Origin of the sequence: Candidatus Electronema sp. TJ (genome assembly GCF_048287355.1) — a bacterium.
Classification (GTDB): Bacteria; Desulfobacterota; Desulfobulbia; order Desulfobulbales; family Desulfobulbaceae; genus Electronema.
This window is the reverse complement of record NZ_JBLWEP010000055.1, coordinates 1-12,697: the sequence shown is the minus strand read 5'-3', so window position 1 is coordinate 12,697 and position 12,697 is coordinate 1. Positions and strand designations below refer to the sequence as shown.

Here is a 12,697-nt window from a genome sequence, read left to right as displayed (position 1 = left end):
CCAGCATGTGACTGCGCTGCATCTCGCAGTTGAGAAAATCAGAAAGATCAGGTATCCTTCAGGTGCCTGATCTTTTTATTTTCACTCAGTCCATTGAGAACGCAAAGCGCGATTATGCCCATCTACGAATTTTTCTGCCAAGACTGCAACACTGTCTTCAACTTCTTCTCCAGCCGGATCAACACCGAAAAACGACCTGACTGCCCGAAATGCGGCAGAAAGGAGCTGAACCGGCAGATATCCGCCTTCGCGGTCATCGGCAAAGCCAAGGAAAGCGAAGGTGAGGACTCTTTGGCCGGACTGGACGAGACCAAAATGGAACATGCCTTGGAGGGTCTGATGCGTGATGCCGAGGGCATGAACGAGGATGATCCCCGTCAGATGGCCCAGCTGATGCGCAAGTTCTCCGACAAAACCGGCATCCGCCTTGGTGAGCCGATGGAGGAGGCCATCTCCCGCATGGAAGCGGGTGAAGACCCGGACGCGATAGAAAAGGAGATGGGCAATCTGCTGGATGCCGACGATGCCTTCAGCTTCGAGGGGATGAAGAAGAAAGTCCGATCATCGAGCCAGCCTGTTCATGACGAAACGCTGTATCAGCTCTAGGTGCACAACATAGATGCACATCATGAAGCGTGTCTACATAGAGACTTCCATTCCGAGTTTTTTCTTTGAAATTAGGAAAGAACCAGAAATGGTCGCTCGACAGACATGGACTTGTGAGTGGTGGGATCGATACAGAAAACGGTATGAGCTTGTCACAAGTCCGGCTGTTATCGCTGAACTTGAGGAAGGTGAATATCCGACACAGGCAGAGGCTCTCGCCTTGGCCGCTGAGATTCCCCAGATTGAGGTGCCAGATGAGATTGCCGAGATTGTTGAAACATACATCGCAAACCGGCTGATGCCAAAGGAACGATCTGGCGATGCAATCCATCTGGCTCTTGCCTCTTGGCACAAATGCGACTTTCTCCTTACGTGGAATTGCAAGCATATCGCCAATGCAAATAAATTTGCCCATATAAGGATTATAAACAACCGGCTTGGACTTTTTGTGCCTGCGCTGGTCACGCCAATGGAGCTGTGTTCGGAGGATACACCATGACTGATCCTGTGCTGAAGCGAATTTGGGAAGCAAGAGAGGCTATATCCCAGCGATGCGGTTTTGATGCCCGCAGATTGGTCTGTTTTTATCAAAATCACCAGAAAGCCGCCGCATCAGTTGCAACAGGAGTCTGCGGAGAGCTGCCCGCTGAAAATGCCGTCCGCCGCGCTGGAAATCCAAGAGCAGAGGCTGACAAACATGAACCCAGATAATTTGCTCCTTTTCGAAGAGCGGAGAGAGCTTTTTTGCCAAATCAGCAAGGAGTTCTGTTAAGCCGCAAAGAAGTTGTGCCGAGCAACAAAGGAGTTTGGCTCGGCAGCAAAGGACTTGTGTCAAGCAGGAACGAAGTGCAGCCGAACAGCAAAGAAGTGCTGCTTGGCTGCGAACAAGTTTGGCTCGGCAGCAAAAGGTTGTTGCCGAGCAACAAAGAGTTTTTGCTTCACCGCGAAAGGATGCTGTCAAGCCGCAACTGTGTCTGGTCAAGCTGCAAAGAAGTTTTTCCGACTTGCGGACGTGTGAACGCAAGGCCAATCTCTCCGCAGCTTGACTGAAAAAAGGGCGCAGCGAGGCCTTGCAGGACGGAAAACACTTGGAGAAGGTCATGGGTGCCGACAATCTGATTCTGCTTGAAGTCTTGGAATGGTTCGACGAGACCGGCCAGGAGCTGCTGCACCGCCTGCCGGAACGCGGCTCCGGTGAAATCAAGTTTGGTGCCCAGCTGACCGTGCGCGAAAGCCAGGCGGCGGTCATGTATTACAAGGGCAGGGCAGGGGATGCCTTTGGGCCAGGCCGCCACACCCTGAAAACCGGCAACATCCCGATCATCACCAAGCTGCTTTCCTCGCCGTGGGGTATGACCAGCCCGCTGCGGGCTGAGGTGTATTTTGTCAATCTCAAGGTCTTCCCCAACCTGAAATGGGGCACCCGCGACCCGGTGGCCTTCCGCGACTCGGAGCTGGGTTTTGTCCGCCTGCGGGCGCACGGCATGTTCAACATCCGCGTCATCCAGCCAGTGCTGTTCATCAACACTCTGGCTGGGACAATGGGCAAGTACAGCACCGAGCAGATTGAGGAATATCTGGGCCGGGTGATTGTTTCACGTCTGAATGACTATCTCGGCGAAACGCTGGACACCCTGTTCAGCCTGCCTGCCCAGTTCGACGAGATGGCCGAGGATTTGAAAAAGCGTCTGGTGCGGGATTTCGTCCGCTTCGGCTTGGCCTTGGATGATCTGCACATCAATTCCATCACCCCGCCGGAGGAGGTGCAGGCTGCCATTGACGACCGCAGCCGTCTCGGCTTGATCAAGGACATGGACAAATTTGTCCGCATGAAGGCTGGCATGGCTATGGAGAAAGCCGCTGCCGCCAACAGCGAGGCCGGAGGGGCCGCCATCGGCATGGGCTTGGGGCTGATGATGCCCGGACTCTTCGCCGGGATGCAGACTCAGGCCCAAACCGCTCCAGAGCAGGTTCCGTGTTCGGACTGCGGCAACCGCATTCCTGCTTCTGCCCGCTTCTGCCCGCTCTGCGGCCAGCAGCAGATCGTCCTCATGCAGTGCGCCAGCTGCGGCAACAATCTTACCCCGGATGCCAAGTTCTGCTCCCGCTGCGGCCAGCCTGCGGACAGAAAACCGGCTCCGGTGATCTGCACGGCCTGCAATCAAGAGAATTTGCCCGGCGCGAAGTTCTGCGGCGGCTGCGGCTTGAAGCTCTGCTAAGATGGATATCCGCGTCGAACAGCCCTGTCCTCAATGCGGTGGCGCAGTCACCTTGTCGGCTGCCGACCGACTGCTGTCCTGTCCCTACTGCCGGGTGAAAAATTTCCTCCTCGCTGGCGGCGGGCCGTTCCGCTACATCCTGCCCAGCCGGGCCAAAGACCAAACCCGGCTGATCTACGCCCCTTATCTCCGCTTCAAAGGGAATGTTTTTTCCGTAACGGAAGCAGGGGTTTCACACCGGATTGTGGACACAACCCAAGAAGGCTGCGGTCTGCCCGGCCTGCCTGCCTCGCTTGGCGTGCGTCCGCAGGCGTTGAGCCTGACTCGGGTTAGCAGCGAGACCAAAGGCCGCTTTCTGCCTATGGCCATTGAGCCACGGAAGGTTTTTGAAAAGGCGACCAAGCTGCACAACATGATCGAAGGCAATGACGGCGGCGAGGTCTATCATCACGCCTTTATCGGCGAAACAGTCAGCTTCATCTACTTGCCCCTGCTGGCGCGTGAGGACGGTCTTTTCGACGCGGTGCTCGGTCAGCCGCTGACCAGCTCGGCCGGGGCGATGGGCGGCCAGCCTTTTCAGCCGCATTGGCAAATGAAATTCCTTGCCGCGCTCTGTCCGCGCTGCGGCGGCAATCTCGACGGCGAGGGCGACTGCGTGGTCGCCACCTGCGCCAGCTGCGATTCCGCCTGGCAGATCGGCAGCGAGGGACTGGAGCGCACTGCCTGCCAAATCATTCCAGTCAGCAAGGAGCAAGGTGAGGCTGCCCTGCATCTGCCGTTCTGGAAGATTCAAGCCCGGCTGTCCAGTTTGCAGATCAGCACCTTCGCCGATTTCATGGAGCGCACCAACCAGCCGCTGTCTGTCCGCCCGGAATGGCGCAGAATGGCGATGCAGTTCTGGATTCCCGCCTTCAAACTGCGCCCGGAAATCTTCCTCCGCACTGGCAGGCAGATCACAGTTAGTCAACGGCAGTTCGGGCCGGAGCGGGACATGCGGATGAAGACAGCTGTTCGTCCGCATCCGGTGACGCTGCCTCTGAGCGAGGCCCGGCAGTCACTCAAGGTCATGCTCGCTGCGTCCGCTGCCAACGGGCGGGCGGTGTATTCCAAGCTGCCCGGCGCAGAACCGGAGGTGCTGGCCGCCTCTTTGGTCTTTCTGCCCTTCATCGACCGCCAGCACGACTGGGTGCAGTCTCATTCCGGCGTGTCATTGAGCAAAAGCATTCTGCATTTCGGCAGAGTGTTATGAGGGCGGCGCAGGACGAGCAGCTGATGCGTGCCGCCTTGGCAGAGGCCCGGCTGGCCTTAGCCGAAGGAGAATTTCCGGTCGGCTGTGTGCTGGCCGAGGAGGGAAGGATTCTTGCTCAAGGCCGCCGCCGCAACAGCGGCAGCGCATCGCGCAATGAATTGGATCATGCCGAGGCTGTTGCCTTGCGCAGCCTGCTGGCGGCGCAGCCAAGCCGGGATTGCCGTCAGATCACCTGTTATTCCACCTTGGAACCTTGCCTGATGTGCTACAGCACGATGCTGCTGTCCGGCATCCGCCGTTTTGTCTGGGCGTATGAAGACGTGATGGGAGGCGGCACCTCGCTGCCGTTAGACAGGCTGGCCCCGTTCTACCAGAACATGCAGGTTGAGCTGCTGCCCAGCTTGCTGCGCAGCGAAAGCATCGCCCTTTTCGCCCAGTTTTTCCAAAATCATTCGTACTGGCAGGACAGCCTGCTGTCTAAGTTCACCCTTGCAGAACACCAGCGACTTCAGAGCAAGAACGGTTGATTTCAAGCTTGGCGAGCGCAACATCTTCCTGCATCTGCTCACCCAGTGCAACCTTGCCTGCCGTCATTGCTACATCAATCCAAGCCAGCACGGCACGAACATCCTGCCGAAAGCAACAGCCATTGACTGGCTGCGGCTCTTCGCCCGGCCTGACTGTTCCAGCAATCTGGTGCTGCTCGGCGGCGAGCCGACCCTGCATCCTGATCTGGCAGAGATCATCCGGGCGGCCAAAGCTCTGCGCTACGCTGTGACCGTGGATTCCAACGGCTTCCTCTTTCATAATCTTTTAGAACGGCTGCGTCCAGATGAGCTGGACTTTCTCAGCTTCAGCCTCGACGGCCCGGACGCGGCGGTGAACGATACCATCCGGGGCGAAGGCGTGTTTGCGGTCTGCACAAAGAATCTGCGCCAGGCTGTTGCGCTTGGTTTTCGCACCAGCCTAATCTGCACGGTCTCCGCCCTCAACATTAAGCACCTGCACCGGATGCCCGCGCTGCTTGCTGAACTGGGCGTACGCCGTTTCTTTATCCAAGTCATTGGCCTGCGAGGTAAATCAGCGGCGGCGGATTCATTGCAGGTCGAACCGAAGCACTGGCTCGAAGCAGTACCGGAAACTGCCCGCCAAGCAGCACACCTCGGCATTCACGTCACGTATCCTAAGGTCTTTCTGGAAGAAGGCGAAGCCTTCACCTGCGCCGGACTGGCGGCGGACAATTATTTTATTTTCCCTAATGGCCGGGTGTACCGCTGCCCGCTCTGCGAGGATTATCCTATGCACAGTCTTTGCATTGAGAACGGCCAAGCCGTGCGCCAACGCGGCTTGAATGAAGACCGCTTCTTCAGCCTGAGCATCCCGGAAGGCTGTGTGATGAACAAGCTGCTCCAGCCTGACAATATTGATTATCTCCCTGATGGCAGCCCCAGACACCGCATTTCCTGCTGCATGCTGAAGCAGGAAATGCCCCCGCTCTCTTTGCAAGAAGTCTTCAAGTGCTTTTAATACTCGAACATGTTCTCCTTTTCGGCAGCGTGTCGTTTTTTTATTTTGCATGGAAGCGTCAGACCGTATACAATTAATATACGCACGCGATGCTGTTGGCGTGGCTGGATTGAAAGCGGCGGCGCACTGACGGAACACCAAACGGGCTTTTCGGTTGTTTGAATTTACACGCCTAATCCATTCTCGTTCATCAGAAAGGTCGGTTCAGCAGCTGTTCAATCTGAAACATTCATGTCGGCCTTTTTATATCGTTGCTCGACAGAGGGAGGGAGGAAAATGAAAGGAAAAATATTGCTGGCTGTCACAACTTTTCTGCTGCTGTTTTCTGTCACACTTTTGCACGCGCAACAATCTGTCTCCAAGAGAAAAACGCTTGAGATAGCAGCAGGCTCTGACGATGCTGAGCAGAATTTGTCGAACGGAACTATGTATCTTGCGAACACCACGTTGTCGCTGTGCTCCAGCAGCGGACAAAATCAGATCGCAGGCCTGAGGTTTCCCAAGTTCAGCCTTCCTACGAATGTCATTATTGAGTCCGCATATTTGCAGCTTTTCGCCAAAGATGTCTCGAGCGGAACTGCGAGCTTCACCATAACAGGCGAGAAATCGACAAACTCCAGCACATTTTCGAGCAGCGCGTCCAACATATCCTCGCGCCCCAAAACCGTTGCGAAAGTCACTTGGTCAGTGCCAACATGGGAAGAATGGGGAGAGCAGGGGCTGGGCCAGCGAAGCCCGGACATTTCCTCTGTGATCAAGGAAATAGTTGCTCAAACTGGATTCTCGTCATCCTCTCCTGTCACTCTTTTCCTGCAAGGTTCAGGCACAAGGCGTGCGCAGGCCTTTGAGAGAGACCCTTACACTTCAGCAAAACTTTTTATCAATTACCATCTTCCCAGCCCAATAGCCAACCCGGTTCCCTACAAAGACCGGCACGCAAATTTTTTCCCAATAGGTACGGCCACCTCAGCCACCGACTTGGATGATCTGAGCAAGCTGGGCGCGAACAATATTTTCAGCCGTTTCACAGCTGAATCTTCCATGAAATGGAAAAGCATTCAGCCGCAATACAATGTGTTCACCTTTGAGAATGCTGATGCTGTGGCGAATCACGCGCGCGCCAACAACATGAAGATGACAGGCCACACCCTGCTCTGGCATACAGCCAATCCTGACTGGCTGTTCAAGAGCGGGACGGACGGCTCTGTGTCAACTGCTGTGCTGAGCCAGCGTTTGAAGAATCATATCGACAAGATGGTACAGCGGTACGGAGATGTGGTCGACAACTGGGATGTTGTGAACGAGGCCATCTCCTCGTCCGCCGATGTGGCCGAAGTGTATCGCAACGAGACTGAGTCGCTGTGGTGGAGCTACTTCAAATCGCCGGAATTCATCAAGCTCGCTTTCCAGTACGCAGCTGAGGCGAATGCGAAATACGGACGCAATGCGCTGCTCTTCTACAACGACTACAAAGTCCCTGACACTGTGAAGCTCACCAAAATACTCCAGATGGTTGACTATCTGAAATCCAACGGTGTGCGGATAGACGGAATAGGCTTTCAGGGGCATTGGAAGCTGAACGAATTCCCGCTCAGTCAGATACGGGCCGCCTTTGACAAGGTCATCGCCAAGGGACTGAAGATCAAAATCAGCGAGCTTGACATCTCCATTTACAACCACTACACAGAGGACTGCACCGCGCCGTTGACTGCGGCCTGTGAGCAGGAGCAGGCGTATCGGTACCAGGAGCTGTTCGATCTGTTCAGAGAATACAAAGATCACATCCACAGCGTGACCGTCTGGGGACTGACGGATGGGCCTGGTTCTTGGCTGAGCTACGATCAGGAGACCTGGGAGCTGCTTCCTGAGAATCAATGGGATTACCCCTTGCTGTTTGATCAGAATCTCAATCCCAAGAAAGCGTTTTACGCCATCATGGACTTCGCTGACAGCGGACAGGGCGGAGGAGGCGGGGTTAATCAGTTGCCGACCGCAGTGTTGAAAGCGTATCCGACATCAGGCAACGCACCCCTTTCTGTCTCCTTTGACGGTGCGGACTCGTTCGACTCAGACGGAACAATCGCTTCGCACAGCTGGGCGTTCGGAGACGGTGGCACTGGCGCAGGCGCAACAGTGTCGCGCATCTACAACACAGCCGGCACATACACAGTTGAGCTGACTGTCACGGACAATGCAGGAGGAAAAGACACCGAGGCGGCTGTGGTCACAGTCGCACCGAGCTTGGACAAAATCATCCATGTGCAGAATATCGACATGTCGCGGGTCAGATCGGGCAGCAGAACAGCGGCCAAAGCGCAGGTGTGGGTCTATGACGCGACCGGCAAGCCGGTGTCCGGTGTCATCGTCTATGGAACATGGAGCGGCGGCTTGGTGACCGGCAACGTTTCAGGCGTGACCAACAGTAGCGGCATAGCCTCGTTCACATCAAGTTACACTTACAAAAGAGGCAGCATCACCTTCACAGTGAATACCCTGTCAAAAACTGGATTTCTGTACGACAGCAGTCAGAATGTGAAGACCAGCGAGTACCTCAACGTGAATTATTAGCAGCAGACAGCATCCATCCTACGGCTGGCTGAAGCACCCCGTCGCTCTGCGGCGGGGTGCTTTATTTTCCGCCAGCAACAGAACCTTCAGAATGAGGCGATCATGGGTTTTCAGTGCGGCATTGTCGGCCTGCCCAATGTGGGCAAGTCAACCATCTTCAATGCCTTGACCGCAGCGGCCATCGCGGCGGAAAACTATCCCTTCTGCACCATAGAGCCGAATGTTGGCGTGGTGCCTGTGCCGGACAAACGGCTGGACATCCTCTCCGCCTTGGCCAAGACCCGCAAGACTGTGCCTGCGCAGATGGAGTTTGTGGACATCGCAGGGCTGGTCAAGGGGGCATCGCAGGGCGAGGGGCTGGGCAATCAGTTTCTTGGCCACATCCGGCAGGTGGATGCGATTTTGCATGTAGTACGCTGTTTTGAGGATGAGAACATCGTTCATGTCGACGGCTCAGTGGATCCCATCCGCGATGTGGAGGTGATCTCGATGGAGCTGGTGCTGGCCGATCTGGACACGGTGAGTAAGAGGCTGAAGAAGACACAGAGCCAGGCCAAGTCCGGCGACAAGAAGTTTGTCGAGGAGGCCGCCTTCTTGGAAGAGCTTCAGGCTGCGCTGGACAAGGGTCTGCCTGCCCGGACAGTGACAGCGGAGAGCGAGCCGCAGCGCGAGGTTCTGCGCGAGCTGTGCCTGCTTACGGCCAAGCCGGTGCTCTATGTGGCCAATGTCAGCGAGGCGGACATTGCTTCCGGCAATCAGCATGTGGAGCGGCTGCAGGAGCTTGCGGCGAAGGAAGGTGCTTCGGTGATTATGATCGCCGGAGCAATTGAGCAAGAGCTGAGCCAGCTGGACGCAGCGGAGCAGAAGGAGTTTCTTGCCGACATGGGATTGGAGGAGCCGGGCCTGCATCGCCTGATCCGCGCCGGTTACGCGCTGCTCGGCCTGATCACGTATTTCACAGTGGGCGAGAAGGAAACGCGGGCGTGGACCATCACCAAAGGCACGTCCGCGCCCGGCGCGGCAGGCAAGATTCACACCGATTTCGAGCGCGGCTTCATCCGGGCTGAGGTCATTGCCTATGAAGATTACGTGGCCTGCGGTTCCGAGGCGGCGGCCCGTGACAAGGGCGTGCTGCGCTCGGAAGGCAAGGAATACATTGTCAAAGACGGGGACTGCATGTTGTTCCGCTTTAATGTCTGATGCGCAGGCAGGCTCCCCGCGCCTGCCTGCTTTAGCATCAGCCTAATATCGCCTGCAAGTCTTCCTCAGGCGTGGCCGCAATCGGTTTGATGCCAAAGGTGGCGACAAGGAAACTCAGCACTGCCGGGCTGATGAAGGCAGGCAGCGTCGGCCCCAGGCGGATGTCCTTGATGCCGAGCGAAAGCAGGGTGAGGAGGATGGCCGCTGCTTTCTGCTCGTACCAAGAAAGAATCATGGACAGCGGCAGCTCGTTCACGCCGCAGCCAAAGGCGTTGGCCAAGGCCACGGCAATCTGAATGGCCGAGTAGGCATCGTTGCACTGCCCCACGTCGAGCAGACGCGGAATGCCGCCTATCTCGCCGAGCTGCTTGTCAAAGAAGCGGAACTTGCCGCAGGCGAGCGTGAGCACCACGCAGTCATCAGGCACCAGCTCGACAAAGCGGGTGTAGTAATCGCGTCCCGGCTTGGCACCGTCGCAGCCGCCGACGAGGAAGAAATGGCGTATCTTCCTTTGTTGCACCGCCCTGATCACTTTGTCCGACACCTGCACGCTGAGCACTGTGTTGCGGGCAAAGCCGACCATCACGCTGCCTTTGTCCGCATCCTCCTGCCAGCCGTCCATAGCCAAGGCTTTCTCTATCACTGGCGTGAAGTCTTTGCCCTCAATATGATGCACGCCCGGCCAGCCAACTAAGCCGGTGGTGAAGATGCGCTCTTTGTACTCGTCCTTCGGCTTCTGGATGCAGTTGGTGGTGAAGAGCACCGGGCCAGGGAATTCCGGGAACTCCTTGTGCTGATTCTGCCAGGCCGTGCCGAAGTGGCCGTAGAAATGCGGGTGTTTCTTCAGCTCCGGGTAGCCGTGCGTGGGCAGCATTTCGCCGTGGGTGTAGATGTCAATGCCTTTGCCTGCGGTCTGTTGCAGGAGCAAATCGAGATCGCGCAGATCATGGCCCGTGACAAGGATGCACTTGCCCTTGCGGTGGCCGAGCGGCACCGAAGTCGGCACAGGATGGCCATACGCGCCGGTGTTGCCTGCGTCCAGCAGCTCCATAGCCCGCAGGTTGATCTGACCAGCCTTCATGGCCACAGGCACGCACTGCTCTATGGTCAGCCCTTGGGCAAGCAAGGCGGACATGGCTTCGTACATGAAGCCTGCAACAGCCGGGTCTTCCTGGCCAAGAATGGCGGCATGGTCGGCATACGCGGCAATGCCTTTCAAGCCGTAGAGCAGGGTCTGCTTGAGCGAGCGGATGTTCTCGTCCGCATCCAAGCTCTCAATGAACTTCAGGGCCGCGCCTTGTTCAGCCAAGCCCTTCACAGTGTTCGCCGGAACAAAGGAGGCTGCCGGATGAGCGAAGTCAGCCGTGAGCTTGGCCTTCAGATCCTCACGCAGATCTATGGTCTTGCGTATCAGTGCGGCAAAGCGGTCAGGGTCAAAGTTGACATTGGTCAGGGTGGAGAAGACCGCCTTCATGACAAAACGGTCAAGCTCCGCATCCACGATGCCCTGCTTGCGGGCTGCGTCAGCATAGAGCGACAGCCCGCAGAGGGCGTAGATGAGCACATCCTCGATGTCGGCCAGCTCGCCGCCTTTGCCGCAGACTCCGGCGGCGGTGCAGGCAATTCCCTTGGCGGTCTGTTCACATTGGTTGCAGTACATGGCTGTTCTCCGTTATGATGATTGGACGCGCACGGCGCGTGAGAGAGTTCGTTATGCAGCACAAGAATGATACCCTTTATGGAACCCTATTCCCTTGATCTGTGTCAAGAGAAAGGAAAAAAAACTGGCAGGAGGAGTGCGCGGACGAGCGCGTCAAAGATTTCAAGTCGAGCGGACTTTCTCTTGACTCCAGATTATGACCATGCGCTGCCATTCAGGCCGAGAGGAGGAAGCTCCTTACGCTTCATCCGCCAAATATCACGCTTCATATGCCTTGTTCCAAGCGTGGAACGGCGCGTCTCCAGCCTACTGCGGGACATATCGCGGCGCGGCCTTGGGCCGCCTGCTGGCCTATCTGTCCGCCGATCTGCGCTGCCTCTACGGCTTCCAGAAGCTCAAGACCCTTGATCTGACTGAAGTCAGCGGCTTGATTGTGGTGGACACCCATCAGGCCGACCGCTTAGACAGGCTGCAAGACTGCCTGCGCAATCCCGGCTTGGCAATCCACCTCTGCGACCACCACCCGGACGCGCCCGGCGACCTGCGCGGCATCCTCAAGGGCACCCATCAGCATTCATCCCTCTACCCCACCTGCACGTCCAGCACATCCACCAGCCTGCCTTCGTAGCCGTTGCGGATGAAGGCGGCCAGCCCGGCAAAGTCTTCCACCACCACCGTGAGACTGCTCACTGCCGCGCCGTCCCAGCCGCTCACAGCAAAGGTGCCGTTGGCGGTGACGCGCACCGGCTCACCGGCCTTGCCGCCCTCCTTCATGTCGAGCAGGGACAGCTCGATGTGACCGTCAGCAATGTCCAAGGCAGCCTGAATGCGGAGCATGGCAGAGGCGGTTGCCGTGCCGTTCTGGATTCGGGCAAAGGGCGCATCGCCTGCGCCGCTGAGGATGCCTGGCCCGGTCTCGAACGACAGTCCGTTGATCTCCAGCGGGGTGCGCAGCCTGCGGCGGTAGATGCCGGTGCGCAGGGTGCCGTGCTCGGTGTAGCGGGTGGCAATGCTGATGGTGTACTCATTGTTCCACGGGTCGGGCTGGCTGGGGATCTTCGGCAGGACAACCACCTCTGTGTCTGTTACCGAGACAAACTTGTTCTGCGTCCTGCTGCCGCTGCGCGTCCCGGCAATCACGCACTCGCCGCCGTACAGCTCGCTGTCAAAGAAGAGGTCCGTGCCCTTCAGGCGCAGGGCACTGCCTGCATAGAGCACGTCATCTAGCTTGAGCACCGTGTCCTCAGCACTGTTGATCTGGGGCAGCTTCTCGCTCATGGGCAGGCGTTCGGTCTGCACGTTCTTGCACACCTCATTCACAGCAGGCCGGGAGGCGAAGACCCGCACGTGCAGGCAGTCTTCCAGCGGCGGCAGCGGATCGTCCACGTTCTCCAAGCGGGCGGTGAAGGACAGGGTGAAGGTGCACCAGTCTTCCAGCGTGACCCGGTTGCCCTCCATCAGCTCTTCCATGATGGCCTGCCGCGCCGCCCGCAGGCTCGCCTCTGCCTGAACAACAGTCATGCCGGGATTGTTCCGCGCCATCCGAGCCGCTATGCCTTCGTAGCCGATGGTGTCCCTGGGGATGTGGCGGACAGAATAGGACGGCGGCATGGTCAGGGCATTGCGTTCCAGTCTGTATTGCACGGTTTTCATGACAGGTCTCCTATG

General features: G+C 57.4%; 11 protein-coding genes. 9 read left to right on the top strand and 2 right to left on the bottom strand.

The genetic code is table 11. The features are described 5' to 3' along the window. Positions 1-114 precede the first annotated feature (114 nt). The 8 genes from ACNKID_RS05895 (at position 115) to ychF (ending at position 9,369) form a co-directional block, all read left to right on the top strand. Entirely contained in the window at positions 115-606 is a 492-nt protein-coding gene (locus tag ACNKID_RS05895) for an FmdB family zinc ribbon protein (RefSeq protein ID WP_417912507.1), read from the top strand. A gap of 22 nt (positions 607-628) precedes the next feature. Further along, the gene (locus ACNKID_RS05890) at positions 629-1,105 is read left to right on the top strand and encodes a type II toxin-antitoxin system VapC family toxin (protein WP_417912506.1); all 477 of its coding nucleotides are present in this window, start codon (positions 629-631) and stop codon (positions 1,103-1,105) included. 601 nt (positions 1,106-1,706) lie between these two features. Continuing rightward, the gene (locus tag ACNKID_RS05885; RefSeq protein ID WP_417912505.1) at positions 1,707-2,825 is read left to right on the top strand and encodes an SPFH domain-containing protein; all 1,119 of its coding nucleotides are present in this window, start codon (positions 1,707-1,709) and stop codon (positions 2,823-2,825) included. Between the two features lies 1 nt (position 2,826). Next, on the top strand, positions 2,827-4,074 hold the full coding sequence (locus ACNKID_RS05880) for a hypothetical protein (RefSeq protein WP_417912504.1): 1,248 nt from the start codon (positions 2,827-2,829) through the stop codon (positions 4,072-4,074). Continuing rightward, positions 4,071-4,601 (top strand): nucleoside deaminase, encoded by a 531-nt coding sequence (locus ACNKID_RS05875; RefSeq protein WP_417912503.1) that lies wholly within the window; start codon positions 4,071-4,073, stop codon positions 4,599-4,601. The genes ACNKID_RS05880 and ACNKID_RS05875 overlap by 4 nt, the downstream gene beginning before the upstream one ends. Further along, entirely contained in the window at positions 4,564-5,601 is a 1,038-nt protein-coding gene (locus tag ACNKID_RS05870; RefSeq protein ID WP_417912502.1) for a radical SAM protein, read from the top strand. The genes ACNKID_RS05875 and ACNKID_RS05870 overlap by 38 nt, the downstream gene beginning before the upstream one ends. Positions 5,602-5,832: 231 nt before the next feature. Further along, positions 5,833-8,169: an endo-1,4-beta-xylanase gene (locus ACNKID_RS05865; RefSeq protein WP_417912501.1), complete on the top strand. Its 2,337-nt coding sequence runs from the start codon at positions 5,833-5,835 to the stop codon at positions 8,167-8,169. Positions 8,170-8,271: 102 nt separating this feature from the next. After that, positions 8,272-9,369, top strand: coding sequence for a redox-regulated ATPase YchF (ychF, locus tag ACNKID_RS05860; protein ID WP_417912500.1), 1,098 nt, complete (start codon positions 8,272-8,274; stop codon positions 9,367-9,369). 37 nt (positions 9,370-9,406) lie between these two features. On the opposite strand, the gene hcp is transcribed toward ychF, so the two are convergent. Then, positions 9,407-11,029, bottom strand: a complete 1,623-nt coding sequence (gene hcp / locus ACNKID_RS05855; RefSeq protein WP_417912499.1) for a hydroxylamine reductase — start codon at positions 11,027-11,029, stop codon at positions 9,407-9,409. 196 nt (positions 11,030-11,225) lie between these two features. Between hcp and ACNKID_RS05850 the strand changes: the two genes are divergently transcribed. Continuing rightward, the gene (locus ACNKID_RS05850) at positions 11,226-11,657 is read left to right on the top strand and encodes a hypothetical protein (RefSeq protein WP_417912498.1); all 432 of its coding nucleotides are present in this window, start codon (positions 11,226-11,228) and stop codon (positions 11,655-11,657) included. On the opposite strand, the gene ACNKID_RS05845 is transcribed toward ACNKID_RS05850, so the two are convergent. Beyond that, entirely contained in the window at positions 11,612-12,682 is a 1,071-nt protein-coding gene (locus ACNKID_RS05845; protein WP_417912497.1) for a hypothetical protein, read from the bottom strand. The genes ACNKID_RS05850 and ACNKID_RS05845 overlap by 46 nt on opposite strands. Positions 12,683-12,697: the final 15 nt, after the last annotated feature.